The following is a 26,666-nucleotide window of genomic DNA, read 5'->3' on the forward strand; positions in this document are numbered from 1 at the left end:
CCTGTATCAACCGCCAAACCGTGGCGCTTTTTCGTCAAGCAGCGCATTCGCTTCGGCAACCGCCTGCGCAGGACCGCCCGCATGGCTGAACACACCCAGACGCAAGGCCACGAATTCAACGCCCGTTTCAGCAACGGGGATGACGGAAGCGACATCCGACCCGCCCATGATGATAACAGGGATTTCGATCATGGACGCCCACCATTCGCCAAGCGCCATATTCTTGGGGTGCGCTTCCGGCTTGATATCACCTTCCAGCTTGCCGAAGAACATGTAGTCGGGGTTGCTCTCACCCTGCTCCAGCGCCTTGTGACGGTCATCGGCATTGCCGCCACCGACGATGAGCTTCGGCGAAAAACTCTCGACGGCTTCGGAAAGCGCATCTGCCCCGCCCATCACGTGCAGGCCATCTGCCTTGACGCGGCTGGCCGTGCGGCTGTCGCCTGCGACGAGTGCCGCGGCACCGGCTTCCTGAACGATCGGCACCAGCGTTTCCGCCAGTTTCTGGAAAGCCGCATCGTCAAGACCATATTGCGGAATGATGACAGACGCGACATCGCCGCCACGCAGCGCATCTTCCAATGTCTTGGCCTGATGGTCGGTATCGTCGTGAGCAGGAACGATCAGAACGAGTCGGCAGCGGTCTTTGGGTGCAGTCATCGGTTTTTCCATTTTCCGCAGACAGGACGCTTCCCGCGTAATCTGCACTCGTTTTCATGTCATACTTCCGATAAACCGGACAGGCGAAAGGATCAACCGTCCATCCATGCTAGCTGATTTCCATTTTTTCCTCGTTGCCATCCCCGCGGTCATCCTCGTTGGCCTTTCCAAAGGCGGGCTGGGCGGCGCATTGGCGCTGATGGGTGTGCCTTTGATGGCGCTCGCCGTGCCGCCGGTACAGGCGGCTGCGATCTTTCTGCCCATTCTCGTGGTGATGGATATCGTCGCGCTGATTGCCTGGCGCAAATACAATCACCGTCAGACCCTGTTGATCATGCTGCCGGGGGCGATTGTCGGCATAACGCTGGGTTGGGCGATGTCGAGCATGATTTCGCCCGATGCCATGCGTCTGGTGGTGGCGAGCGTCACCATTATCTTCGTGTTGCGCTATTTCTATGAGGCGTACAGAACCTCTCACGGTGGGTTGGAAACGCCGGCGAAAGGCCAGCGCCCGGTAAGGGCGACGATCTGGTCCAGCCTTTCGGGTTATGCCAGCTTCGTGGCACATGCGGGCGGGCCACCATTCCAGATTTACGTGCTGCCGCTGAAACTGGACCCTAAAGTCTATACCGGCATGAGCGTTCGCTTCTTTGCGATTATGAACGCGATAAAGCTCATACCCTATTTCGCGCTCGGCGCGCTGGATGCCACCAACCTCACCACGTCAGCCATGCTGTTGCCGGTTGCCATGGTTGCGACCTTTGCCGGGGCGAAAGTGGTGAAATACATGAAACCAGCGGTCTTTTATCCACTGATGTATGGCATGGCCTTTCTGGCCGCGCTGAAACTTCTCTGGGACGGACTGCCGCTCTAAACGCCGGGACATACGCGTAAAAAAGGCCCTGATCGCAAAAGCAATCAGAGCCGGGCTTTCAGGCTGCGACGTAAACTATACTGACGTCAGGCAACAAAGATATGGTTTGATCAATGCGTGGTGGAGGCTTGCAGCCTCTGCATTTCGTCCTTCAGGCGCAGTTTTTTGCGTTTAAGATCCACAATCTGCTTATCATCCGAAGAGGGGGAAGCGAGAACGGTTTCGAGCTCCTCCTCAAGAGCACCGTGTTTCTTTTCCAGCGATGCAATATGAGCCTGAATGGTCATGCGGCACGTCCTTCCTTGTTGAACCTACCTCCAGCGCTCCATCGCTGGAGTTTCAGGTTTACGACACCAATGTGACATGGAACGCCCGGCTTGTCGAAGGCAGAATCAAGGCAATATCTAGGCAAAATGCACATGAGGGAAACTTCCCGTTACCGTCATTTGGTGGTACAGGCACCAAGAGCGACAACAAAATGGCCGGATGGCGGTCCGGTTGTATCATATGGGGATAAACAGATGCCCGATCAGGACCACGCTGATGTCAGGCTTGCACTTGCAAGACTGCGGCAGGAGCACGAAGACTACGATGCCGCGATCAATGCGATGATCCAGACCAACTGCGAAGCATTGCGCATTCAGCGGATGAAGAAGAAAAAGCTGGTCATCAAGGACAAGATGACCCAGATCGAAGACCAGATTATTCCTGATATCATTGCCTGATACGGAGAGACCGTTGAGCACAGAGACACCGCCCGTCGCCATCATCATGGGAAGCCAGTCCGACTGGGAGACCATGAAAAACGCAGCCGACACGCTGGATGCGCTGGATGTGGAATATGAAGCGCGCATCATTTCCGCCCACCGCACACCGGAGAGGATGTTCAGTTTCGCCAGCGGCGCGCGTGACGAAGGTTTCAAGGTCATCATCGCCGGTGCTGGCGGTGCCGCCCATCTGCCGGGCATGACGGCTTCACTGACACCGCTTCCGGTATTTGGTGTCCCCGTGCAGTCCAAGACCATGTCGGGGCAGGATAGTCTCTATTCCATCGTCCAGATGCCGGCAGGCATTCCCGTTGGCACACTCGCCATCGGTCGTGCCGGTGCCATCAATGCCGCTCTGCTCGCCGCCGCCGTGCTTGCGCTATCCGACGAAGATCTGGCCGACCGGCTGGACGAGTACCGCGCCCGCCAGACGGCAGCCATTGCCGAATACCCCATGGACACCCCGCAATGACCTTGGAAGTGACCGGGAAATCAGGAACCATCGGCATTATCGGTGGCGGTCAGCTTGCCCGCATGCTGGCCATGGCTGCAGCGCGCCTCAACTTCCGCACCATCGTGCTGGAGCCACAGGCCGACTGTCCGGCAGCGCAGGTCTGCAATCGCCAGATCGTCGCCGCCTATGACGACGAAAAGGCGCTGGCCGAACTGGCAAATGTCTGTGATGTCGTAACCTACGAATTTGAAAACGTGCCGGTGGTTGCAGCCCAGACGCTAGCCGCTTCCGTTCCCGTCTTCCCGCCACCACAGGCGCTCAGCGCCTCGCAGGACCGCTTGACCGAAAAGCGCTTCCTCAACGATTGCGGCATCCCCACAGCCGATTTCCGCCAGGTCGATGATCAGGCGAACCTCGAAGCCGCACTGTCGGATTTCGGCGGCAAAGGTGTGCTGAAGACCCGCCGCATGGGTTATGATGGCAAGGGCCAGCGCGTGTTCAAGGGTGGCGAAGACCTGACCGGCGCATTCGATGCGTTGGGCAGCGTTCCCCTCATCCTCGAAAGCTTCATTGCCTTCGAGCGCGAAATCTCCATCATTGCCGCTCGTTTTCAGGACGGCTCTGTCACCTGCTACGACCCGGCAGAGAACGTGCATCTCGCCGGCATACTGCACACCTCCACCGTTCCAGCGAAGCTTTCAGACGCCGCCAGAACGGTTGCCGTGGAATCGGCAGAGAAGTTGCTCGCGGCGCTCGATTATGTCGGCGTCGTCGGCATCGAGTTCTTTGTTTTGCCCGATGGCTCGCTGGTGGCCAACGAAATGGCACCGCGTGTACACAATACCGGCCACTGGACGGAAGCGGCCTGCGTCATCTCACAATTCGAACAGCATATCCGCGCGGTAGTGGGGCTCTCCCCCGGCTCCACACAGCGCCATTCCGACTGCGTGATGACCAATCTCATCGGCGATGACATCCATGACGTGCCGCAATGGCTGGCCAAAACAGACTGCCTCGTGCATCTCTACGGCAAGACGGAAGCGCGCGCGGGCCGCAAGATGGGCCATGTAACGGCGCTCATGAACCCCGGAAAACCAAGTCTTTCCCGGCAAAATATGCCTTAGCGTGTTGACAGGCAAAGACTGACAAGGTATTTGCCTGCCAACCGAAAGAAGCGCGCCCTCGTAGCGCGTTTTTGATTGTTTATATATGCGTGGCAAGAAGCGTCACGCCAAACTGCGGACCAGAAAAATGAAAATCAAGAACTCGCTCAAAGCGCTTAAGGCCCGTCACCGCGATAACCGTCTGGTTCGCCGCAAGGGCCGCGTCTACATCATCAACAAGATGAACCCGCGTTTCAAAGCTCGTCAGGGCTGATTACCGGCTGCATGCGTGTCCGCCCGGTCGAGGGGGATCACATTGTTGATAGACTACAGAATTTGATTTCATAATTGGCGCAGGCGGATTATCGTATTCGTATGCGCCAATTTTGTTTTCATACGTTTCTCATTGCCTGCCTCGGAACCGCCGCCCTTAGCGCGCTTCCCGCTTTTTATGTTTCAGCTGCCCATGCTGCCGATTCGGCAAACCCAGCGCAAACAGCTACTCCGCCAGACAACCTCTCCAGCGATTCAGTCGGTGGCCTGTTCACCAGCCTGAAAAAAGAACGTGATGCCCAGAAGGCTCGCGTGATCGCCAACGAGATCGTCGGCGAGTGGACCGACTCCGGCAGCGCCACCATCAATCTTCTGATGAAATGGGCGGAAGAAGCCGCCGACGAAAAGCGCAAGGCCGCAGCCTACGACTTTCTGGACCAGACCATTCTGCTTGAGCCGGATTATGCGGAAGCATGGTATCGCCGTGCACTCGTGCATTTCGCTGATGGCGATACCCGCAAGGCTATGTCGGACCTGAACCAGACGCTGGAAAAGGAGCCGCGCTATTTCCCGGCGCTTGCCAGCCTCGCCAATATTCTCGAAAGCACAGATCGCAACGAGCTGGCACTGAAAGTGTGGGAACGCTATCTGGCGCTCTACCCCGCCGACAAGGAAGCACAGAAGGAAGTGGGCGATCTCTCCGAGAAGCTGGCGGGTACGCGCAGCTAATCAGGTCCGGCTTACGCCACGCCGATACGCAGCAGGTCGTGGAAGTGCACGAGGCCGATGGGGCGGTTGTCTTCATCCACCACGATCAGCGCACCGATATGATGTTTCTCCAGCGTTGCCAGCGCAGCCGTTGCCAGCACGCTCTTGGTCACGGTCTTCGGCTTCACCGTCATGATCTCATCGACAGAGAGTTCCGACAGATTGCGCGCCAGATTGCGCGCCATGTCGCCCTCGGTGACGATGCCGCAAAGGCGGCCATCCTCATCCAGCACCGCCACGCAACCGAAATGCTTGCGCGCCAGAACGCTGACGGCTTCCTGCATTGGCGTACCCTTTGACACCAGCGGCAGGCGCTCACCCGTATGCATGATATCGCCAACCAGCGCGAGGCTGGCGCCGAGTTTTCCACCGGGGTGAAACACGCGGAAGTCACCCGCGGTGAAACTGCGTGCTTCCAGAAGAGCGACGGCCAGTGCGTCGCCCAACGCCAATTGCATCATGGTAGAGGTCGTCGGAGCAAGCCCATGCGGGCAGGCTTCCTGCTCATTGGGTATCAGCAGAACGATGTCGGAGGATTTCGCAAGCGAGCCCTGCTCGGTGCATGTCATCGCGATCAGTGGAATGGAAAAGCGTCTGGTGTAATTGATGATGCTGCGAAGCTCGACGCTTTCTCCACCCTTGGAAATGGCAAGCACCACATCATTACCGCCGATCATGCCAAGATCGCCATGGTTGGCTTCTGCCGCATGCACGAAGAAGGCTGGTGTTCCCGTTGATGCAAAGGTAGCAGCGAGCTTGGAGCCGATATGACCACTTTTGCCGACACCGGTGATGATGAGACGACCATCCGATTTACCAATGGCGTCGATGGCCTTGCAGAAACCATCCCCAAGGTCGCCCAGCAGCGCCTGCTCCAATGCGGCAAGGCCGTTTTTTTCGATGGAAACAGTCCGCAACGCGGACTCGACGGCGTGGTTTTCAACCAGTGTGACAGCTCTCGTAATCATGCTGGGACTGATACTCTTTTCAATAAAACATGTCTATTGGCCACGCTTAGAGACTTTGCCAATAATTGAAAACGCGTTTCAGTGCGCCATTTTCTTCCTGCCGACAGGCAAATCAGCGGGACACTCGCCCGCGTAACGTCCATCCACCGTAAAGGTCTGCCCCTCTTCTTGTCCCGTCTTGCCAGTGAACACGGTCGTGGACTGAAACTTGTATTCACTCTGGAAATCGCCTGAAAACTCCAGGAGAAGCTTTACCTTGCCACTTAAAGCGGACTCGCAATAGGCAAAGACCGTCTCGCCGTCCGCGGTCTTTTCCGTATGGGCAACTTGGCACTCGTTGGCAAAATTATCCCAAACATCACTGTCGATGAAATTGTCCTTTTTGTCTCCAACGCAGGCCGACCAGTTCGCGAACGGGTTGTCCCTCGACGTCACCACCCATAGTCCGGCCTTGCGGGGTGGCGGTTCCGACGCAGCGGTCGCAACTGGCGGCAACATTACCCAACCCATGAAACAAGCGGCGTATCGCAAAAACCTGTTCAATTTTTCCATTCCTCAATGTCATACAGCGCGTCCTATAAACGAGCCTGCTCACCCATTGAAGAGCGCAGGCGTTTCCAACGTTTTTTACAGAACGTTAACCATAAAATAACCCGGCACGGGCAAACTGCCCTCTCAATACGGCACTGCCGACACGTAAAATCTCCGAAGAAAAACATGTGCTTATGCCTGATAACGGTTCGCATATGCTGACGATGGCAGACTTACTTTCGGCAATGATTTGGTCAGAACCGGATAGAAACGAGCATGGTTTTTCACAGCACCGCAAGACGTCTGCCGACGTGGCGGAAAGCAGCCGTAGCGCTGCTGGCTTGCACCATGCTGTGCCCGGCAGCGCAAGGGTTTGCCCAATCCACCACCCAAAGACCTGTCGCAACGACCGCCAGCAGAACGCTGACCAGCGCTGATCCTTTCATTGGACAGAACGACCTGTCCGTCATCGATCCGACTAGTTCCAGCCGCCAACCGACAGCGCCAGTCGCGCCGAACACCGTCACGACCGGCAGCATCCGCCCGGCGACCAACCCCGGCGAGGCAATTCCTGAAGAGGGCGATGAGGCTGTCGAACCCGTCGATACGCGCGAAAACACCTTCGAACCGACCGTCGACGGCGGGGAGAATGCGACGATAGATGACGGCACCGCTCCTGGCATTCGCATCGGGACGCTCACCCTGCGCCCTTCGATCAGCCAGACTCTGAACCACGAAAACAAGACATTTCCCGGCAGCTCGACCAGCCGCAATTATCTGACGACGGGCATTCGCGGCACACTGACCAGCGACTGGTCCCGCCACGCACTAACGGTAACGGGCGATGGTGCCTACCAGCGTAATATCGGCGGTAGCAGCGCGGGCGAAGAACCAAGCGCCAATATCGGCGCTGACCTTCGCCTCGACCTCGGCGACAGTACGCAAGCCAATCTGACCGCTGGTTACGCCTTCAGCCGCGAAGATACCAATGATCCCAACGCCGTATCCGGTGCGTCCGTTCAAGGTGGCGAACATGTGTTTACCGGTGGCGCATCAATCGAGCGAAATGTCGGGATATTGAAGGCTTTGGCCGCGCTCGACCTTTCGCGCACGATCTATACGGATGCCAAGGGCGTCAACGGCCAGGCCATCAGCCTCAGTGACCGTGACCGCTATGGTGCGGGACTTCGAGGGCGTCTGGGATACGAGCTTTCCCCTGCCCTCATCCCGTTTCTCGAGATTACGGCGGGTCTGACCAATTACGACCAGAGCCGCGACAACACCGGCTATGAACGCTCGTCGCAATCCTACGGCGCAAAGGTCGGCGCGCAGATCGATCTGGGTGAAAAACTGAAGGGTGAAGCCGCCGTCGGTTACCTGCGCAAGGGTTATGATGACAGCAGGCTCTCCGCCATCGATGCTCTGGCCATCGACGGTAACATCGTCTGGTCGCCGCAGCGCGGCACGGATGTCAGCTTCGGACTTCGCACGACAATCGAGGATTTTGCGGGCGGACCACGCGGTGGCTGGATTTCCCGGCAGTTCACCACCGGCCTGACCCAGCAATTGCGCAGCGATCTGGTGGCACGATTGACCGCAGGCATAGAACGTCGCTCCTATCTTACCTCCAGCCTCGACGACGAAACGGAATATGTCGCTGGCGCCGGACTGACTTGGAGCATCAACCGCTATCTCGATCTGACCACCGACATCAGCTACGAAACAACACCCGTTACCGACAACAGACAATGGCGGATCGGTGCCGGTCTGACACTGAAGCGGTAAAATAAAAATCCCGGCACGAGGCCGGGATTTCATCATTTCAAATCGGAAGACTCACTTCAGCCGGCTGACCAGCTTCCTCAACGGCTCTTCGATGGATGGGCGAATATCAGCACGCTCCAGCGCGAAGGCGAGGTTGGCGAGGATGAAGCCATCCTTGGCACCGCAATCGAAAGTTTCGCCGTCGAAGCGATAACCGGCAAACTCCTGTTGCTTGGCAAGCGCCAACATACCATCGGTTAGCTGTATCTCGTTGCCAGCACCACGTTCCTGATTTTCAAGAATCTTGAAAATCTCGGGCTGAAGGATGTAGCGACCGTTGATGTAGTAGTTCGACGGAGCAGTTCCCTTGGCTGGCTTTTCCACCATCTCGGTAATCTTGAAGCCTTCGCCCACGGTCTCGCCAACGCCGACGATGCCATATTTGTGCGTCTGGTCCGGCTCGCATTCCTGAACAGCGATGACGTTGCCACCGGTCTGGTCGTAGAGATCGACCATGCCCTTGAGGCAACTTTTCTTGGAGTGCATGATCATGTCGGGCAGCAGCACCGCGAAAGGCTCGTCGCCAACGATGTCGCGTGCGCACCAGACCGCATGGCCAAGACCGAGCGGAACCTGCTGGCGCGTGAAGCTTGCCGTACCTGCTTTTGGCAGAATGTTCGACAGAAGCGTCAGCTCGGCATTCTTGTTACGCTCGCGCAGCATCTGCTCGAGCTCGAACTGAATATCGAAATAATCTTCGATAACGCCTTTACCGCGTCCCGTAACGAACACGAAATGCTCGATACCGGCTTCAGCGGCCTCATCCACCACGTACTGGATGACAGGCTTGTCCACAACGGTCAGCATTTCCTTCGGAACCGCTTTGGTTGCAGGCAGGAAACGTGTTCCAAGACCCGCGACTGGGAAAACCGCTTTCCGAATTTTTTTATGTTCTACCACACATCCCTCCTCAGAGATTCACTGGAGCATTAATTGCACACGACTTTGTTATTTAAAAAGTGGCAAACTTTTGTAAAGAGTGACGATACCTTTGGTTAATGGTAAAGAATTTGTTGACTTTGAGTTGGTATTACATCGTTAAGCCCGATGCGTATCTCGCTATCGAAATGACATTCGAGAGAAACGAAAGACTGCCGATGAAAAAGCTGATCCTTTCCACCGTCCGTAAATATGGCTGCATGGCATTTGCGGGCATTACAATTGCCCTTGCGCCTGCAACAGCGAATGCCGACGCAGGCTTCAGACAATGGATCAACCAGTTCTATACCACTGCCGCCAAGGAAGGCATCACCAAATCGACCTATCAGAAGGCATTTGCGGGTGTAACCGAGCCTGACCCGGACGCCCTGCGCAAGGCGACGTTCCAGCCCGAATTCACCACCAAGATCTGGGATTACGTCGATAGCCGCGTAAACCCCTATACGGTCCGCATCGGCCGCGAAATGAAGATGAAGCATGCCACCACGCTCAACTGGATCGAGCGTAACTTCAAGGTGGACAAGCACATCATTCTCGCCATCTGGTCGATGGAATCCAATTACGGTGCAGTTCTGGAAAAGCCGGAACGCCTGCACAATATCACCCAGGCGCTGGCAACCCTCGCCTATTCCGACCCCAAGCGCGGCAAGTTTGCCCGCACCCAATTGATTGCGGCTCTGAAAATTCTTCAGAACGGTGACGTGACGCCGAAGCAACTGACCGGATCATGGGCCGGTGCCATGGGCCACACGCAGTTCATTCCCACCAGCTACCTGCTCTACGCAGTTGACGCCGACGGCAATGGCAAGCGCGATATCTGGCACTCCATTCCCGACGCGCTGGCCACAGCTGCCAATCTTCTGGCCAAGAACGGCTGGGAGCCTGGCAAGACCTGGGGTTATGAAACAGCCGTACCAACCGGTGGCGCACGCTATCAAGGCCAGACGAAGAGCATGGCCGAGTGGCAGAAGCTTGGATTTGCCCGCCCCAACGGCAAGGGTTTTCCACGTGGTTCTGACCGTGCGATGCTGAAGATGCAAGGCGGTGGCAACGGCCCCGGCTTCCTGATGACGAAGAACTTTTTCACCATCAAGAGATACAACGCATCCGACAGCTACGCACTGGCCGTGGGTCTTCTGGCTGATGAAATCGCCGGAACCGGTGGTATGCAGCAACGCTGGCCGCGCCCGGACAACACGCTGGACGTAAAGGAAAAGTTCGAATTGCAGACCCGCATGAAAGAACTCGGCTATTATGATGGCGAGGTCGATGGCAATTTCGGCTCCGGTTCCAAGGCTGCTATCAGCGCAATCCAGAAGCGTATGGGCATGGAAAACGATGGTGAACCATCGCGCCTGTTACTGCGCGCCCTGCGCAATTGACAGAACCTGCCGACGGCACCAGAATTAGAAAAATATAATAAAGAGCCGTCCGGGAGGTTCATGCCGTGGTGACGCAAAACACAGGCACTAAATGGAGCAAGACACGGCGCAGCGGTGCCGTGTTTTTTGCGCTGGTCATCTGCCTGCCGGTCGTCTCCGATTTCGCCCAGGCACAGGAAATGCGCGAGCGTCGCACGCTGTTTGAAATGATGTTCGGTAGCCCCATCAGGCGCGATGACCGCATGTATGCGCCGGAACGCAACCAGCAACAGAGAATGCGCAGGCCGCCACCGCGTGACAACCGTGCTGTCACCCGCCCGCCAGCACCACGCAAGACACCCTCGGTGGTGCAGATGCGAACGGAAAAACCTGGCCCCGTTGCCAAACTTGAAACCGCCCGCCGCGTTCTGGTCATCGGTGATTTTCTGGCGGGCGCCATGGGTGAAGCGCTGGTTTCGACCTTTGGAAGCTCCCCCGCCATCTCGGTAGACGTGCGCTCCAACGGTTCGTCCGGTCTGGTACGCTCGGATTATTACGATTGGTTTTCCAACCTGCCGCAATTCATCAAGGAAACCAGCCCTGCGACCATCGTCATCATGATGGGCTCCAACGACCGCCAGCAGATGGTGATCGGCGACGTAAAAGAAAAATACGGCACCGAGGCATGGCTCAAGGAATATGAGCGGCGCATCGACGCGCTGATCACGCTTGCCAAACGCCAGCAGGTTCCAGTGCTGTGGGTGGGCCTGCCTGCCTTCCAGTCACCATCCCTGACCGCGGATTTCGTCAGTTTCAACCGTCTTTACCGCAGCCATATCGAAAAGGCAGGCGGCGAGTTCGTGGATGTCTGGGATGGCTTCGTGGACGAGGGTGGCAAGTTCGTGACCACAGGCTATGACGTCAACGGCCAGCAGGCGCGCCTTCGTGAAGCCGATGGCATCGGCATGACGCAGGCCGGCAAGCGGAAACTCGCCTTTTACGTCGAAAAATTCGTGCGCCGCCATCTGGATGGCGCAACCCCGGACCTGACGACGCTCGACGGCAGCAACCTTCCAGCCCTTACCTCCCTGCCAGCCCTCGGGATCGACGCCCAACAGGTCCGCACCCAGCCCATAAGCCTGACCGACCCCGACCTCGATGGCGGCGACGTGCTTCTAGGCGACAAACCAGTCGCCAAATTCTCAGTCGTGCCTTCACCCAGAGAACGGCTGACGAAACAAGGCCTGATGGACGCGGCGCCTCTGGGTCGCGTGGATGATTACCGCATGCCCGCGCCAGCGGAGACGGCGGCCAAGTAACGGGCCATAGTTCGGTCGATGCCGAATCACCCATAGATGCCGAGCGGCTCTTCGTCTCCTTCGATGAGCGAAATCACATTTCGTACTTAAGGCTTCCTCAGCAGCTTGAAATAAACAAGCCTCCAACGGCCTAAGACCATCGGAGGCTTTTATTTCTGTAATAGCGGTTTCTCAACGCGGAAGAAGCGTCTCGCCCATCAGCGCTTCATCAATCGCACGTGCGGCCTGTCGACCTTCGCGGATGGCCCAGACGACGAGGGACTGGCCACGACGCACGTCACCCGCCACCCAGAGCTTATCGACCGAAGTCTTGTAGTCCTTGTCGTTGGCAACGACGTTGGTGGAGCCGCGGCGGTCGGTGTTCAGCGTCAGCTTGCCGTCCAGTTCCTTCAGAACGCTGTCGGTGAACGGGCCGGAGAAGCCGATGGCGATGAAGGCGAGATCGGCCTTGATGATGAATTCCGAGCCTGCAATCGGCTTGCGGGCATCATCCACCTGGCAGCACTTCACACCGGTCAGCACGCCATCTTCATCACCAACGAATTCAAGCGTTGCCACCTGGAACTCACGGGCTGCACCTTCGGCCTGGCTGGAGGATGTGCGCATCTTGGTTGCCCAATAGGGCCAGACGGCCAGCTTGTCTTCCTTTTCAGGAGGCATCGGGCGAATGTCGAGCTGGGTGACCTTCACCGCACCCTGGCGGAACGCCGTGCCGACGCAATCCGATGCCGTATCGCCACCGCCGACGACGACCACATGCTTGCCACCTGCAAGGATTGGATCGGAAGGCCAACCGATGCTGTCGATGTTTTCACGACCAACGCGCCGGTTCTGCTGCACGAGGTACGGCATCGCATCGTGAACGCCGTGATATTCGGTGCCACCGATACCGGCTGGACGTGGGGTTTCCGAGCCGCCGCAATACAGAACGGCATCGTGATCCGTCGTCAGCGTTTCGACGGTGACATCGACGCCAACATTGACGCCGTAATGGAACGTCACGCCCTCGCCCTTGATCTGCTCGACGCGGCGATCGATGAAGTTCTTCTCCATCTTGAAATCGGGAATACCATAACGGAGCAGACCGCCAGCCTTGGATTCACGCTCATAGACATGCACATCGTGACCGGCACGCCCCAGTTGCTGCGCTGCCGCCAGACCTGACGGGCCGGAACCGATGATGGCAACCTTCTTGCCGGTGTGAACCGTGGCAGGCTTCGGCACGATGAAACCAAGCTCGTAAGCCTTGTCGGCAATGGCCTGCTCGACCGTCTTGATCGCGACCGGCGCATCTTCAAGGTTCAGCGTGCAGGCTTCCTCGCAAGGTGCAGGACAGACACGGCCTGTGAATTCCGGGAAGTTGTTGGTGGAGTGGAGGTTGCGGATCGCCTCTTCCCAATTGTTGTTATAGACCAGATCGTTCCAGTCGGGGATCTGGTTATGAACCGGGCAGCCGGTCGGGCCGTGGCAATAGGGAATGCCACAGTCCATGCAGCGCGCCGCCTGCTTCTGCACCTCGGGGTCCGACATGGGAATAGTAAATTCCCGGAAATGGCGAATACGGTCCGACGCTGGCTGATACTTGCCAACCTGACGGTCTATTTCCAGAAAACCTGTAACCTTGCCCATGTTATATCCTCACATCAAAGCAGGGCACCCGTCGGGCCCCAGTACCAATAAGCGCCGCCCACGGCTGCTCCCAGTACGATGAACTCAAGTCTGATCTCGCCGCTCGTCCAGTAGATCGCCGTGGGAACGGCGACCGCGATCAACAGCGAGATCAGTCGGTGTAGCGACTTCACGCGTCGGATTACTCCGCCGCCACGCCCAGCTTCATCCGCTCCATATCCTCAAGCGCACGGCGGTATTCCACCGGCATGACCTTGCGGAATTTAGGACGGAACTCGCTCCAGCGGTCCAGAATGTCCTTGGCGCGGTTGGAGTTGGTGTAGTGGAAGTGGTTGGAGATCATCTGGTAGAGGCGCTCCTCGTCGTGGCGCGTCATGTCTTCGGAAACGTCCACACGTCCCTTGTGCATCAGGTCGCCACCGTGATGGTGCAGTTTTTCCAGCATGTCGTCTTCTTCCGGCACCGGCTCCAGCTCGACCATGGCCATGTTGCAGCGCTTGGCGAAATCGCCCTGCTCATCCAGAACATAGGCCACGCCGCCGGACATGCCGGCTGCGAAGTTGCGCCCGGTTTCACCCAGAACAACGACAATGCCGCCCGTCATATATTCGCAGCCATGGTCACCCACGCCTTCGACAACGGCGATGGCACCGGAGTTGCGAACGGCAAAGCGTTCACCCGCCACACCACGGAAGTAGCATTCGCCGGTGATCGCACCATAGAGAACCGTGTTGCCGACGATGATCGAGTTTTCCGCAACAATACGAGCATTTTCCGGCGGACGCACGATGATGCGGCCACCTGACAGGCCCTTGCCGACATAGTCGTTACCATCACCCACCAGATCGAACGTGATGCCGCGCGCAAGGAACGCGCCGAAGGATTGACCCGCCGTGCCGCGCAGCAACACGTGAATGGTGTCGTCCTTCAGGCCCTTATGGCCCCAACGCTTGGCAAGCGCGCCCGAGAGCATGGCACCGGTAGAGCGGTCAACGTTCTTGATCGGCACTTCGAAAACCACAGGCTCGCGGTTTTCAAGCGATGGCATGGACTTCTCGATCAGCTTGCGGTCGAGAATGTCGTCGATCGGGTGCTTCTGGCGTTCGGTCCAGTAGGTTGCTTCCTTCGGTGCATCGACCTTGTGGAAGATGCGGCTAAAATCAAGCCCCTTGGCCTTCCAGTGCGCCAGCATGTCATCCTTCTTGAGCAGTTCGGAAGCGCCGATGATCTCATCCAGCCTGGACACACCCAGCGAGGCAAGAATTTCGCGCACTTCTTCGGCGACGAAGAAGAAGTAGTTGATGACGTGTTCCGGTGCGCCCTTGAAACGCTTGCGCAGAACCGGGTCCTGTGTCGCAACGCCCACGGGGCAAGTGTTCAAGTGGCACTTACGCATCATGATGCAGCCAGCCGCGATCAGCGGAGCCGTCGCAAAGCCGAATTCGTCGGCTCCCAGCAACGCGCCGATGATGACATCACGACCGGTTTTCAATCCGCCATCCACCTGCAAGGCGATGCGCGAACGAAGGCCGTTCATAACAAGCGTCTGCTGTGTCTCGGCAAGACCGATTTCCCATGGGGAACCGGCATGCTTCAGCGACGTCAGCGGAGAAGCGCCTGTGCCGCCATCGAAACCGGAGACGGTGATATGGTCTGCACGTGCCTTGGCAACACCGGCGGCAACCGTGCCGACACCCACTTCGGAGACGAGCTTGACGGAAACATCGGCTTCCGGGTTGACGTTCTTCAGGTCGTAGATCAGCTGCGCCAGATCTTCGATCGAATAGATATCATGGTGCGGCGGTGGCGAGATGAGGCCGACGCCCGGTGTGGAATGACGGGTCTTGGCAACCGTTGCATCCACCTTGTGGCCGGGCAACTGGCCGCCTTCGCCAGGCTTGGCACCCTGTGCAACCTTGATCTGCAACATATCGGCATTGACGAGATATTCCGTCGTCACACCGAAGCGGCCAGAGGCGATCTGCTTGATGGCAGAGCGTTCCGGGTTTGGGTTGCCGTTGAGCAACGGCAGATAACGGTCGGATTCTTCACCGCCCTCACCTGTGTTGGACTTGCCACCAATGCGGTTCATGGCAATGGCGAGCGTTGTGTGCGCCTCACGGCTGATGGAGCCGAAGGACATGGCACCGGTGGAGAAACGTTTGACGATATCGACGGCAGGCTCGACCTCATCGATGGCGATAGGCTTGCGGCCCAAAGCTTCCGCGCCCTTGACCTTGAACAGACCGCGAATGGTGTTCATGCGCAGGTTGGTGTCGTTTACCATTTCGGCGAATTCGCGGTAACGCTCCTGGCTGTTGCCGCGCACGGCATGCTGCAAGGTGGCAACCGCATCCGGGCTCCAGGCATGGTTTTCGCCGCGCATGCGATAGGCATATTCGCCACCAATATCCAGCGTGCTGGCGAGGATAGGGTCCTTGCCGAATGCGTCTGTGTGACGCGACACGGTTTCCTCGGCAATTTCCTTCAGGCCAACGCCTTCAATTTGTGTGGCGGTGCCGAAGAAATATTGCTCGATAAACTCCGAGGATAGGCCGATGGCGTCGAAAATCTGCGCGCCGCAATAGGACTGGTAGGTGGAAATGCCCATCTTGGACATGACCTTGAGAATGCCCTTACCGACAGCCTTGATGTAGCGATAGACGACTTCATCATCAGACACTTCCTTCGGGAATGCATTGTGCTTGTGCATATCCAGAAGCGTATCGAAGGCGAGATAGGGGTTGATGGCTTCCGCACCGTAACCGGCCAGAAGGCAGAAATGGTGCACTTCGCGCGGCTCGCCGGTTTCGACAACGAGACCGACCGATGTGCGCAAACCCTTGCGGATGAGATGATGATGCACGGCAGCGGTTGCCAGCAACGCTGGAATAGCGATGCGGTCCGGCCCCAACTGACGGTCCGAGAGAACGATGATGTTGTAGCCGCCGCGAACAGCGGATTCCGCACGCTCACACAAACGGTCCAGCATCTCGGGCATGCCTTCGGCACCGCGCTCCACGGCGTAGGTGAAGTCCAGCGTCTTGGTATCGAAACGGTCCTCGGTGTGACCGATGGAGCGGATCTTCTCCAGATCGCCATTGGTCAGGATCGGCTGGCGAACTTCCAGACGTTTGGCACGAGCCGCGCCCTCATGGTCGAGAATGTTCGGACGCGGACCAATGAAGGAGACGAGGCTCATCACCAGCTCTTCGCGGATCGGGTCGATCGGTGGATTGGTGACCTGCGCAAAGTTCTGCTTGAAATATGTGTAAAGCGACTTCGACTTGGACGACATCGCCGAAATCGGCGTATCCGTCCCCATCGAGCCGATGGCTTCCTGACCGGTCGTGGCCATGGGCGACATCAGCAACTTGGTGTCTTCGCTGGTGTAACCAAAGGCCTGCTGACGGTCGAGGAGAGAAACGTCGCGACGCAAAGCACGGGGCTCGACGGGCTTCAGGTCTTCGAGGATCAACTGGGTGCGGTCCAGCCATGTGCGGTAAGGATGCTTGGTCGCCAGTTCGCGCTTCACATCCTCATCGGAAATGATGGCACCCTTTTCCATGTCGATCAGCAGCATCTTACCGGGCTGCAAGCGCCACTTCTTGATGATGCGCTCTTCCGGCACAGGTAATGTGCCAGCTTCGGACGCCATGATGATGCGGTCGTCATCGGTGACGAGATAACGGGCCGGACGCAGACCGTTGCGGTCGAGTGTCGCGCCGATCTGCTTGCCATCGGTAAAGGCCACGGCGGCCGGGCCATCCCATGGCTCCATAAGAGCGGCGTGATATTCGTAAAATGCCTTGCGTTCCGGCGACATGGACTGGTTGCCCGCCCACGCCTCGGGGATCAGCATCATCACGGCATGCGCCATTGAGTAACCGCCGCGCACGAGGAATTCCAGCGCGTTGTCGAAGCAGGCGGTGTCCGACTGTCCCTCGTAGGAAATCGGCCAGAGCTTGGAGATGTCTTCGCCAAACAGCGGCGATGCAACAGAAGCCTGACGCGCCGCCATCCAGTTGACGTTGCCGCGCAGCGTGTTGATTTCGCCGTTATGAGCGACCATGCGGTAAGGGTGCGCGAGCTTCCACGATGGGAAGGTGTTGGTGGAGAAACGCTGGTGAACAAGGGCCACAGCACTCTCGAAACGAGGATCAGCCAGATCCTTGTAATAGGCACCAACCTGATAGGCCAGGAACATACCCTTATAGACAATGGTCGAGGATGACAGCGAAACCGGATAGAAATCCTGCGCTTCCTTGCCACCGCCTGCATCATAGATGGTGTTGGAAATGACCTTGCGGATCAAGAACAGCTGACGCTCGAAATCGGCATTGGTCGCGGCATCCCGACCGGCACCGATGAAGACCTGCACATGGTGCGGTTCGGTGGCGGCAATATCAGGCGCTTCCGACAGAGAAGAGTTGTCGACGGGAACATCGCGGAAGCCGAGGAACTGCTGTCCCGCGTCGGCGACGACATCGATGATGACCTTCTTGTAGTGCTCGATCTGAGCCGCATCACGGGACATGAAGATGTGGCCGACTGCATATTCGCCAGCCTTCGGCAGCGTTACACCCTGAAGCGCCATTTCTTCGCGGAAGAACTTGTCGGGGATCTGTACCAGAATGCCCGCACCATCACCCATCAAGGGATCGGCACCGACAGCGCCGCGATGGGTCAGGTTCTCGAGAATGAACAGACCGTCCTTGACGATCTGGTGCGACTTCTGACCCTTCATATGTGCCACAAAGCCGACGCCGCAGGCATCGTGCTCGTTGCGCGGATCGTAAAGACCCTGCTTTGGAGGCAGGCCGCCAATCGTCGCGCGCACGCCAGCCTTCGGCTGGGCACTCGTCGGACAGTCGTTGGTCAAGATAGCAGTGGCGTTTTCGCCTTCCAGCTTGATCGTCATTTTTCGTCCCTCCTGCAACAGGTTGCATGGCTTCACGCAGAGAGGCGGACGCTCAACCACCTCACCCTTTCCGGATAGTGGGTTTGCATCCGCTTGTCAATTTAGGACAGCAATACTGTCTTAATTCTGGTTGGATTTTGACAGAAACGGTCGCACTCTGCAAGTCCACCCCGACATTTTATAAACGTACTAAATGACGCTAAATGTCTCTCACGCGAATCTTTGCGCAATTTTCTTCCGGAAAAATCCCGAAATCCTTGCTTTCATTGCCGGATTTGCGTTCCCGAAGATAAGGCCATAAAACGACAATCGTTTGGCAGATCCGCCACTCCCTTCCATCGTCAACTCATCGAAAGTGCAGACCCATGTTTTTTGCTTCCGACAATTGGGCAGGCGCCCACCCCGCCATCAATGAGCGGCTGATGAAGGAATCCACCCGTTTTGCCGCCGCCTACGGCACAAGCGAGCTGGACCGCGCCATCGAGAAGCGCTTCAACGAAATTTTCGAGCGCGAAGTCGCCGTCTTCTTCGTCGGGACCGGCACGGCTGCCAATTCACTGGCCATGGCCAGCGTTGCCCGCCCCGGCGGTATCGCCTTTTGTCACTCCGAGGCCCATGTCATCGAAGACGAATGCGGCGCGCCGGTCTACTTCTCGAACGCCTCGCGCCTGATGCCGGTTGCCGGACCGAACGGGAAGATGCTGCCGAAGAACCTCGAAGCCGCCATCGGCCGTTTCCCGCCGGGCTCCATCCATCAGGGCCAGCCAATGCTGGTGACTGTAACACAGGCAACGGAACAAGGCACGGTCTACGACCTCGATGAAATCGATGCCATTTCAAAAATCGCCAAAAATGCCGGTGTGCCACTGCACATGGACGGCGCGCGATTCGGCAACGCGCTGATCGCGCTGGACACGACGCCTGCGGAAATGACATGGAAACGGGGCGTTGACATTTTGTCCTTCGGCGCGACCAAGAACGGTTGCTGGTGTGCGGAAGCCATCGTCTATATGGACCCGAAAACGGCAGAAGACCTGCCCTTCATTCGCAAGCGCTCCGCCCAGCTTTTCTCCAAGACCCGCTTCATGGCCGCGCAATTCGATGCCTATTTCGCCAATGACCTCTGGCTGGAACTGGCCGCCCACGCCAATGCCATGGCAACCCGCCTGCGCGAAGGCCTCTCGGCCTCCAACAGCGCAAGATTGGCTTGGCAAACGCAGTCCAACGAATTGTTCGTAGTGCTGAACAAGGATAAGGCCAAGGCCGCGAAAGACGCCGGCGCCAGCTTCTACGATTGGCCAGTTCCGCACGACATGCCGGAACCAGTCGGCGACAACGAACAACTCATCCGCCTCGTTACCAGCTTTGCGACGTTGGAAAACGACGTGGATGATTTCTTGCGGATTTGTGGGACGTCCTAAAACCGCGTCTCCTCCGTCATCCCGGACTTGATCCGGGATCCAGCAGACGCGCGTCTGCGCGGCGAAAAAAGCCTTTTCAGCCCAAGGACTTGGGCTGACTGGATTCCAGCTCAGGGCCGGAATGACGGAGAGGAAAAGCTCACACAGAACTCCCCGGCACCATCCCCTTCGCCATCACCAGCTTCGACAGCGCCTCCACCAGTTCCGGATCCGCCCCCTTTCGCGGCTGAAGCACGAATTCCACGTCTTCCAGTGCAGGCAGCGCGCCCTTCGGTAGTTCGCGCAGGCCGGATGGGGCCATGCTGCGGGGCTGGACGAGAACGCCCATCCCTGCACGCGCGGCAGCCGTCAGTCCGCTGAGGCTGGCGCAGGTGCAGACGATACGCCATGCGACACCAGCGCGGTCGAGCGCTTCCTGCGCGGCCTTTCGGGTGATGCTCGGCGGCGGGAAGGCGATAAGCGGCAAGGCATTTTCCCGAGATAAAATGGCATTGGGGTCTTTTGCCAGCCAGACGAGAGGTTCCCGATAAAGAAAATGGCCAAGCTGATCGCCCAGCCGCCTCTTCGCCAGCACCACATCCAGTTCGCCGTTATCCTGCATCTCATAAAGCACGCCGCTCAGCGCCACCGTCAGCTCCAGATCGACCAGCGGATAAAGCCGGGTGAACTCCTCCAGAATAACCGTCAGGCGGCTTGCAACGAAATCCTCGGAAACGCCGAGGCGCAGACGTCCGCGCAGCTTGCTTTCTCCGAAAAGAGCAGCGACCTTGTTGTTGATATCCAGCATGTTACGGGCATAACCCAGCAGAGCCTCACCTTCTGGCGTCAGGCGGACCCGATGGGTATCGCGCGCGATCAGGCGCTGCCCGAGAAATGCTTCCAACCGTTGAATATGCTGGCTGAGCGTGGATTGACCAATACCCAGCCGCTCGGCGGCATGGGTGAAACTCATGGTTTGTTCCAGCGTTACAAAGCTGGCAAGGTGCTGAAGATTAAGCATCATTATCTCATATCATGATAACTGTTAGTTTTTGCATCTGCTTTCATGATGATCAATAATGCCCGTCAATTCAATGCGAAACCGGAAAAACGAAAGCACGCCATCATGAGCCGCTTCCTGCCTGACCGCTTCACCATGATGCTGGTCGCCACCGTCATCATCGCTTCCTTCCTGCCCGTCAGCGGGCAAGCCGCAGAATACTTTGGTATCGCCACGAAATGCGCGATCGCTTTGCTCTTCTTTCTTCACGGCGCGCGTTTGTCCCGCGATGTGGTGATCGCGGGCGTTCTGCACTGGCGTCTTCATCTGGTCATTCTGTTCGTCACCTTCGGCCTGTTTCCGCTGATCGGCGTCGGGCTGGGTTATATTCCCCAGAGCATTCTGCCTGCGCCGCTCTACATGGGTGTTCTGTTTCTCTGCGTCCTGCCATCCACAGTGCAATCCTCCATCGCCTTTACCTCGATGGCTGGCGGAAACGTTCCCGCCGCAATCTGCTCGGCTTCGGCATCGAATATTTTCGGCATGTTCCTGACGCCGCTGCTGGTTGGCCTTTTGTTTACCGTGGGCGGCCATGGCGGTGGATTTTCGCTTGAGGCCTTCGGACAGATTTTCCTGCAATTGCTGGCACCCTTCATCGTAGGTCAAGTCCTGCAGCCATGGATCGGTGACTGGATTCGCGCCCGCAAAAAGCTGCTGGCTCCCGTGGATCGCGGCTCTATTCTGATGGTCGTCTATCTCGCGTTCAGTGAAGCTGTCATCGAAGGCATCTGGCACCAGTTTACCCTGCGCGACATCGGCGTCGTCATTGGCATAGACATGGCTCTGCTCGCCGTCGTCCTCTGCATCACCATGTTCGGCAGCCGCCTACTTGGCTTCAACAAAGAAGACGAAATCACCATCACCTTCTGCGGATCGAAGAAGAGCCTGGCGAGTGGCGTACCGATGGCAGGGGCCATCTTTGCGGGCCAGAGCATCGGCGCGATCGTCCTGCCTCTCATGCTGTTTCACCAGATCCAGTTGATGGCCTGCGCCGTGATTGCGCAACGATATGCCAGCAAGGCGAAGAAGATCGAACTGCAAAAAAACGCAGAGATTGCGCTTTCGCCAGAACAAACAAAAACGGCCCTGCAATGAGGGCCGTTTCATCAGACTTTACGATACAGGCTTAGTTGACCTGAGAAGGCGTGACCTGCGCTTCGATTTGCTTTGGCTCATCCATCACGTCTGAAACAATCGCGATGCGGCGCGGTTTCATGGCTTCTGGAATGTTGCGCAGAAGGTCGATATGCAGCAGACCGTTCTTCAGCGAAGCGTTCTGCACTTCGACATGATCGGCAAGCTGGAAGCGGCGCTCGAAGGCGCGCTTGGCAATGCCGCGATAGAGGAACTCGCCTTCGCTCTCCTTGCTCTCTTCTGCCTTCTCAGCCTTGACGGTCAGAACATTCGAGCGGGATTCGATGCTCAGTTCGCTTTCGTCAAAACCGGCTACTGCCATGGTGATGCGATAGGAACTCTCACCGGTGCGCTCTATGTTATAGGGCGGATAGGCTTGCGCCTGTTCCGGCTGGCCAATGCCGTCGAGCATGGAAAAAAGGCGGTCGAAACCAACTGTGGAGCGGTAAAGGGGTGAAAAATCAACGTGACGCATGGTGTCCTCCTGTGAGCGACTGTTTGCGGTTAAAGTCTTCACCCCGAATGGGCGGTGAAGACCCGGATACGGCCCCGTTCTGGCGACCGTAACCAAGAGATGGGAAGGCTTTTGAACAAGTTCAAGAGATAAATCGACGCTGAATATGCCTGAACCCCATCTGAACAACCGGTTCCGAAATCGTTCACTTTCAAGGCGCTATTCATCGGGACATCGGAGACAACCTCCGGCGACAGAAGATATTGTCCCTTTCTTCTGTCACATTCGCCGGAACCGCGACTGCTAAGCCCGACGGTTCCGGCAATTTTTCCTTTGACGTGCAAAGACGCGCAACTTATCCCGTTGTGAAACACCTTTTCAGTGCCAAGTCGGAACCACCATCCATGACCGAAGCCATCCTGCATGCGACCAAGGGCAACCCTGTGCCTGAAAACCATTTCGCAGGCTATTTCAACGGTCATAAAAACAAGAAGCTGCGCTATGCGGTCTTTCGCTCCAGTCAGTCCGTGGCACGCGGCACGATCGTTCTGCTGCATGGCCGCAATGAATGTATCGAGAAATATTTCGAGACGATCAATGATCTCACCGCCAAGGGTTTCTGGATCGCAACCTTCGATACCCGCGGCCAGGGCGGATCGGAGCGGCTGCTGAAGAAAGCCCATGCCGGGTATGTGCGACGATTTTCCGATTACCAGAAGGATATTTCGCTGTTTCTGGAGCAGGTCGTTCTGCCGGATACGCGCCTGCCATTCTTCATGATTGCCCATTCCACCGGTGGGCTTGCGGCACTGTCCATGGCACCCACGCTCTCCAACCGCATAGAACGCATGGTGCTGACGGCGCCCTTCATCACGCTTGGCGGGCAATCCGTGCCGAAACCCTGGATCAGAGCCGTCGCCACGTGCCTCAGCATGGTCGGCCTCGGCGGTGTTCAACTCGGAAAAGACCAGCGCGAACGGCATTTCGAGGACAACCCATTGACCTCGGACCCGGTTCGCTTTGCCCGCAATGCCTCCATCGGGCTCGAACATCCTGAACTCTTCATTGGCGCACCCACGGCGCGCTGGCTTTTTGAAGTGCTGAAAACGATGCCCTGGGTCATCCGGCAGGATCACCTCACCAAAATCACCGTACCCACGCTGCTTCTGGCTCCGGTGCTGGATGCCATCACGCCCTATGCGGCGCAGGAAGAGCTGTCACGCAACTTCCGGGCAGCGCAACTTATTCCTGTCACGGGTGCGCGCCACGAACTGCTGCTGGAGCGAGACGTCTATCGCAATCAGGCGCTAGCCGCCATCGACGCATTTTTCGCGCCGGATGCCTGATCTGAAAGTCCGACGCCTGCAAGGCTTGGCAAGATAAAAACAATGCTGCAAGACTTGAACGCGCGCTCGCGCCGCGTGGCAGATATTGCGCGCCCAAAAGCCTGATATCCTGGGGAGGAGACAGATGACAGACAACACGCCTCTATGGACGCCATCAGACGCGTTTCAACGGTCGACGCCAATCTATGCCTTCATGCGGCATTGTAACGCCACCTTCGCGCAAAACATGGCCAGCTACTCGGATTTGCACGCATGGTCGGTCGATCACAGTGCCGATTTCTGGACGGCGGTTTGGAATTTCTGCGAAATCAAGGGACATCGTGGAGAGCGGGCACTGATCAACGGCGAGCAGATGCTGGACGCAGCATTTTTCCCCGATGCCACGTTGAATTTTGCCCAAAATCTGCTGTCCACCAAGGGCAGCACCGATGCCATCATATTCCGTGCGGAAGACAGGGCGTCGGACCGCTGGTCCTGGGACCAACTGCATGAACAGGTCTCAAAGCTACAGCAGGCATTCATGGCGCTTGGCATCGAACCGGGCGATCGTATCGCCGCGATGATGCCGAACCTGCCTGAAACGGTGGCCTGTATGCTGGCGGCAACATCCATCGGCGCCATCTGGTCATCGTGCTCCCCCGACTTTGGCGAACAGGGCGTGATGGATCGCTTCGGGCAGATCGAGCCCAAGCTGTTCATCGCCTGCAGCGGCTATTGGTACAATGGCAAGCTCCAGAACGTCGCTGATAAGGTAGGAGCCATTGCCCGACGTCTCGGCTGCCCAACCTTGATCGTACCCTATGCCGGTGGCGTGACGTCCGCACTTGAAACAACCGACGGTGCGCGTCTCTTGGAAGACTTCATCGAACCGTTCGCAGCAAAACCCGTAGAGTTCACGCAGCTACCCTTTTCCCACCCGCTCTTCATTTTGTTTTCTTCGGGAACGACGGGCATTCCCAAGTGCATCGTCCATTCCGCCGGCGGCTCGCTGCTGCAACTGATGAAGGAACACCGGCTGCATTGCGGTGTCGTTCCGGGCGAGCGCGTCTTCTATTTCACGACCTGTGGCTGGATGATGTGGAACTGGCTGGTGGCAGGACTGGCGGCCGGGGCAACCATCTGCCTCTATGATGGGTCCCCCTTTGCACCTGACGGCAACGTCCTGTTCGATTATGCGCGTGATGAACAATTTGCGGTCTTCGGCACCTCAGCCAAATATATCGATGCCGTCCGCAAGAGCGGCCTCACACCCATTACCACCCACGACCTGACGTCACTCCGTCTGATGACCTCCACCGGCTCACCCTTGTCGCCGGAGGGTTTTTCATTCGTCTATGAGGGCATCAAGGCCGACATTCAGCTTGCGTCGATCTCCGGTGGCACCGACATCGTGTCCTGCTTTGTGCTTGGCAACCCCTTGTCCCCGGTGTGGCGCGGCGAAATACAGGGGCCGGGGCTGGGCCTCGCCATTGACGTCTGGGACGAAGAGGGGCACCCGCTCCGTGAGGTCAAAGGCGAACTCGTCTGCACCAAAGCTTTCCCGTCTATGCCCGTGATGTTCTGGAGCGACCCGGATAAGGCGAAATACAAGGCGGCCTATTTCGAGCGTTTCGACAATGTCTGGTGTCACGGGGATTTCGCGGAATGGACGTCGCATGACGGGCTGATCATCCATGGCCGCTCTGATGCCACGCTCAATCCGGGCGGCGTCAGGATCGGCACGGCTGAAATCTACAATCAGGTCGAACAGCTTCCGGAGGTGGAAGAGGCAATTTGCATTGGCCAGGATTGGGAAGGCGATGTTCGGGTCGTTCTATTCGTGCGACTGGCAGCTGGTATCGCTCTCGATGAGCGTTTGTCTAAGACGATCCGCGATAAGATTCGCGCAGGCGCGTCTCCTCGCCACGTTCCGGCAAAGATCATCGCCGTCCCGGATATTCCGCGCACCAAGTCAGGAAAGATCGTCGAGCTTGCCGTTCGCGAGGTCGTCCACGGGCGGACGGTAAAAAACATGGAGGCTTTGGCAAATCCCGACGCGCTGTCGCATTTTGCAAATCGCATTGAGTTGCAGACGTAGTCCACCCTCGCCCCCGAAAGAAAATGGCGGCGCAAATAACGCCGCCATGATAAGATTTCGACTGAGCGCCTGCCCAGCCTTGTCCCGAATTATTCCATTCCGAGTGCAGCCATGTAGGTCTGCAAAATCGTTTCTTCTTCGATGCGCTCGTTGGCGTCCTTCTTGCGCAGGCGGATGATCGTGCGGATGGCCTTGGTGTCGTAACCACGGCCCTTGGCTTCGCCCATCACGTCCTTGATATCGCCCGAGATTGCAGCCTTTTCCTCTTCCAGGCGCTCGATACGCTCGATGAACTGACGCAGTTCGGCGGCGGCTACGGTCTCGGTTGTCGCTGTTTCGTCCATCATTCTATCCTTTATGGTGGCGGCTCACGGCCTTGTTCGTCACTTGGCGACATCTTCGCCCGCTGCCGTTGAGGCAGCAAAATTCCCGGCTGGTGAACTGCCCGCCTGCGAGCCTCACGTCAAGCCGTTTCGGGTGATGACACCCTATTCCTTCGGTCTGTTTTGCTCGAATGCGGCTTTCTGTGCCTCACTCGTCTCGCCCTGATGCAGGCTTTTCCACTGGTCATAAGGCATGCCGTAGACCATCTCGCGTGCCACATCCTTGCTCACGTCGTGGCCTGCATCCTTTGCCGCTTTCGCGTACCAGTTGGACAGACAGTTGCGGCAAAAACCGGCCAGATTCATGAGATCGATGTTCTGCACATCGCTGCGTTCGCGCAAATGCTGGAGAAGCCTGCGAAAAGCAGCCGCTTCCAGTTCTGTTTTCTGGATGTCGTCAAGTTCGCTCATCATGCTCTCC

25 protein-coding genes are annotated in these 26,666 nt (G+C 57.6%); 13 read left to right on the forward strand and 12 right to left on the reverse strand.

Going from position 1 to position 26,666, the window contains the following annotated elements; genetic code table 11:
• Nucleotides 1–6: 6 nt before the first annotated feature.
• Entirely contained in the window at nt 7–660 is a 654-nt protein-coding gene (locus ATO67_RS14910; protein ID WP_067650813.1) for a thiamine phosphate synthase, read from the reverse strand.
• 106 nt (nt 661–766) lie between these two features.
• Here ATO67_RS14910 and ATO67_RS14915 point away from each other — a divergent pair, with 106 nt between their 5' ends.
• Nucleotides 767–1,534, forward strand: a complete 768-nt coding sequence (locus ATO67_RS14915) for a sulfite exporter TauE/SafE family protein (RefSeq protein WP_067650816.1) — start codon at nt 767–769, stop codon at nt 1,532–1,534.
• 110 nt (nt 1,535–1,644) lie between these two features.
• On the opposite strand, the gene ATO67_RS22470 is transcribed toward ATO67_RS14915, so the two are convergent.
• Nucleotides 1,645–1,821 carry a YdcH family protein gene (locus tag ATO67_RS22470; RefSeq protein ID WP_077105980.1) on the reverse strand — a complete coding sequence of 59 codons (177 nt, stop codon included), beginning with the start codon at nt 1,819–1,821 and terminating at the stop codon, nt 1,645–1,647.
• Nucleotides 1,822–2,055: 234 nt separating this feature from the next.
• Between ATO67_RS22470 and ATO67_RS14920 the strand changes: the two genes are divergently transcribed.
• From ATO67_RS14920 to ATO67_RS14940, 5 genes are all read left to right on the forward strand, one after another.
• Nucleotides 2,056–2,259: a YdcH family protein gene (locus ATO67_RS14920; protein WP_067650819.1), complete on the forward strand. Its 204-nt coding sequence runs from the start codon at nt 2,056–2,058 to the stop codon at nt 2,257–2,259.
• A gap of 13 nt (nt 2,260–2,272) precedes the next feature.
• The gene (purE, locus tag ATO67_RS14925; RefSeq protein ID WP_067650822.1) at nt 2,273–2,773 is read left to right on the forward strand and encodes a 5-(carboxyamino)imidazole ribonucleotide mutase; all 501 of its coding nucleotides are present in this window, start codon (nt 2,273–2,275) and stop codon (nt 2,771–2,773) included.
• Nucleotides 2,770–3,879: a 5-(carboxyamino)imidazole ribonucleotide synthase gene (locus ATO67_RS14930; RefSeq protein WP_067650824.1), complete on the forward strand. Its 1,110-nt coding sequence runs from the start codon at nt 2,770–2,772 to the stop codon at nt 3,877–3,879. Before purE ends, ATO67_RS14930 begins: the two co-directional genes overlap by 4 nt.
• 127 nt (nt 3,880–4,006) lie before the next feature.
• Nucleotides 4,007–4,132: a type B 50S ribosomal protein L36 gene (gene ykgO / locus ATO67_RS14935; protein ID WP_007607121.1), complete on the forward strand. Its 126-nt coding sequence runs from the start codon at nt 4,007–4,009 to the stop codon at nt 4,130–4,132.
• Between the two features lie 101 nt (nt 4,133–4,233).
• Nucleotides 4,234–4,860: a tetratricopeptide repeat protein gene (locus ATO67_RS14940; RefSeq protein ID WP_106404967.1), complete on the forward strand. Its 627-nt coding sequence runs from the start codon at nt 4,234–4,236 to the stop codon at nt 4,858–4,860.
• 11 nt (nt 4,861–4,871) lie between these two features.
• Here ATO67_RS14940 and ATO67_RS14945 read toward each other — a convergent pair whose 3' ends face one another.
• Together ATO67_RS14945 and ATO67_RS14950 are read right to left on the reverse strand one after the other, a co-directional pair.
• Nucleotides 4,872–5,867 (reverse strand): KpsF/GutQ family sugar-phosphate isomerase, encoded by a 996-nt coding sequence (locus ATO67_RS14945; protein WP_067650825.1) that lies wholly within the window; start codon nt 5,865–5,867, stop codon nt 4,872–4,874.
• A 78-nt stretch (nt 5,868–5,945) separates the two neighbouring features.
• The gene (locus tag ATO67_RS14950) at nt 5,946–6,419 is read right to left on the reverse strand and encodes a DUF3617 domain-containing protein (RefSeq protein WP_158667366.1); all 474 of its coding nucleotides are present in this window, start codon (nt 6,417–6,419) and stop codon (nt 5,946–5,948) included.
• A gap of 255 nt (nt 6,420–6,674) precedes the next feature.
• Between ATO67_RS14950 and ATO67_RS14955 the strand changes: the two genes are divergently transcribed.
• Nucleotides 6,675–8,183 carry an outer membrane beta-barrel protein gene (locus ATO67_RS14955; protein ID WP_067650832.1) on the forward strand — a complete coding sequence of 503 codons (1,509 nt, stop codon included), beginning with the start codon at nt 6,675–6,677 and terminating at the stop codon, nt 8,181–8,183.
• A gap of 51 nt (nt 8,184–8,234) precedes the next feature.
• Here ATO67_RS14955 and galU read toward each other — a convergent pair whose 3' ends face one another.
• Nucleotides 8,235–9,122, reverse strand: a complete 888-nt coding sequence (gene galU / locus ATO67_RS14960) for a UTP--glucose-1-phosphate uridylyltransferase GalU (RefSeq protein WP_067650834.1) — start codon at nt 9,120–9,122, stop codon at nt 8,235–8,237.
• A 239-nt stretch (nt 9,123–9,361) separates the two neighbouring features.
• Between galU and ATO67_RS14965 the strand changes: the two genes are divergently transcribed.
• Both ATO67_RS14965 and ATO67_RS14970 read left to right on the forward strand, forming a co-directional pair.
• Complete coding sequence (locus ATO67_RS14965) at nt 9,362–10,543, forward strand: lytic murein transglycosylase (RefSeq protein WP_245304004.1); 1,182 nt, start codon at nt 9,362–9,364, stop codon at nt 10,541–10,543.
• Between the two features lie 65 nt (nt 10,544–10,608).
• A complete protein-coding gene (locus ATO67_RS14970; RefSeq protein WP_245304000.1) occupies nt 10,609–11,841 on the forward strand; it encodes an SGNH/GDSL hydrolase family protein in 1,233 nt (410 codons plus the stop codon).
• A 171-nt stretch (nt 11,842–12,012) separates the two neighbouring features.
• Here the strand turns inward: ATO67_RS14970 and ATO67_RS14975 are convergent, their stop codons facing one another.
• Genes ATO67_RS14975 through gltB form a run of 3 tightly spaced genes read right to left on the reverse strand, consistent with a single transcriptional unit; the run spans nt 12,013 to nt 18,391 of the window.
• Entirely contained in the window at nt 12,013–13,470 is a 1,458-nt protein-coding gene (locus ATO67_RS14975) for a glutamate synthase subunit beta (protein WP_067650837.1), read from the reverse strand.
• A gap of 14 nt (nt 13,471–13,484) precedes the next feature.
• The gene (locus ATO67_RS23145) at nt 13,485–13,643 is read right to left on the reverse strand and encodes a hypothetical protein (RefSeq protein ID WP_157940998.1); all 159 of its coding nucleotides are present in this window, start codon (nt 13,641–13,643) and stop codon (nt 13,485–13,487) included.
• Between the two features lie 8 nt (nt 13,644–13,651).
• Entirely contained in the window at nt 13,652–18,391 is a 4,740-nt protein-coding gene (gene gltB, locus ATO67_RS14980) for a glutamate synthase large subunit (protein WP_067650840.1), read from the reverse strand.
• A gap of 365 nt (nt 18,392–18,756) precedes the next feature.
• Between gltB and ATO67_RS14985 the strand changes: the two genes are divergently transcribed.
• A complete protein-coding gene (locus ATO67_RS14985; protein WP_067650843.1) occupies nt 18,757–19,812 on the forward strand; it encodes a threonine aldolase family protein in 1,056 nt (351 codons plus the stop codon).
• Between the two features lie 139 nt (nt 19,813–19,951).
• Here ATO67_RS14985 and ATO67_RS14990 read toward each other — a convergent pair whose 3' ends face one another.
• Nucleotides 19,952–20,812, reverse strand: a complete 861-nt coding sequence (locus ATO67_RS14990) for a LysR substrate-binding domain-containing protein (protein WP_067650845.1) — start codon at nt 20,810–20,812, stop codon at nt 19,952–19,954.
• A 105-nt stretch (nt 20,813–20,917) separates the two neighbouring features.
• Between ATO67_RS14990 and ATO67_RS14995 the strand changes: the two genes are divergently transcribed.
• A complete protein-coding gene (locus ATO67_RS14995) occupies nt 20,918–21,946 on the forward strand; it encodes a bile acid:sodium symporter family protein (protein ID WP_067651370.1) in 1,029 nt (342 codons plus the stop codon).
• A gap of 31 nt (nt 21,947–21,977) precedes the next feature.
• On the opposite strand, the gene ATO67_RS15000 is transcribed toward ATO67_RS14995, so the two are convergent.
• Nucleotides 21,978–22,460 carry an Hsp20 family protein gene (locus tag ATO67_RS15000; protein ID WP_067650847.1) on the reverse strand — a complete coding sequence of 161 codons (483 nt, stop codon included), beginning with the start codon at nt 22,458–22,460 and terminating at the stop codon, nt 21,978–21,980.
• A gap of 383 nt (nt 22,461–22,843) precedes the next feature.
• Here ATO67_RS15000 and ATO67_RS15005 point away from each other — a divergent pair, with 383 nt between their 5' ends.
• Both ATO67_RS15005 and ATO67_RS15010 read left to right on the forward strand, forming a co-directional pair.
• Nucleotides 22,844–23,785 carry an alpha/beta fold hydrolase gene (locus ATO67_RS15005; RefSeq protein ID WP_067651373.1) on the forward strand — a complete coding sequence of 314 codons (942 nt, stop codon included), beginning with the start codon at nt 22,844–22,846 and terminating at the stop codon, nt 23,783–23,785.
• 124 nt (nt 23,786–23,909) lie between these two features.
• Nucleotides 23,910–25,862: an acetoacetate--CoA ligase gene (locus tag ATO67_RS15010; protein WP_067650850.1), complete on the forward strand. Its 1,953-nt coding sequence runs from the start codon at nt 23,910–23,912 to the stop codon at nt 25,860–25,862.
• An 89-nt stretch (nt 25,863–25,951) separates the two neighbouring features.
• On the opposite strand, the gene ATO67_RS15015 is transcribed toward ATO67_RS15010, so the two are convergent.
• Both ATO67_RS15015 and ATO67_RS15020 read right to left on the reverse strand, forming a co-directional pair.
• Nucleotides 25,952–26,209 (reverse strand): DUF2312 domain-containing protein, encoded by a 258-nt coding sequence (locus tag ATO67_RS15015; RefSeq protein ID WP_103089095.1) that lies wholly within the window; start codon nt 26,207–26,209, stop codon nt 25,952–25,954.
• A gap of 141 nt (nt 26,210–26,350) precedes the next feature.
• Nucleotides 26,351–26,656 carry a DUF1244 domain-containing protein gene (locus tag ATO67_RS15020; RefSeq protein ID WP_067650854.1) on the reverse strand — a complete coding sequence of 102 codons (306 nt, stop codon included), beginning with the start codon at nt 26,654–26,656 and terminating at the stop codon, nt 26,351–26,353.
• Between the last annotated feature and the right edge of the window lie 10 nt (nt 26,657–26,666).

This window comes from Agrobacterium bohemicum, from assembly GCF_001562555.1.
Classification (GTDB): Bacteria; Pseudomonadota; Alphaproteobacteria; order Rhizobiales; family Rhizobiaceae; genus Agrobacterium; species Agrobacterium bohemicum.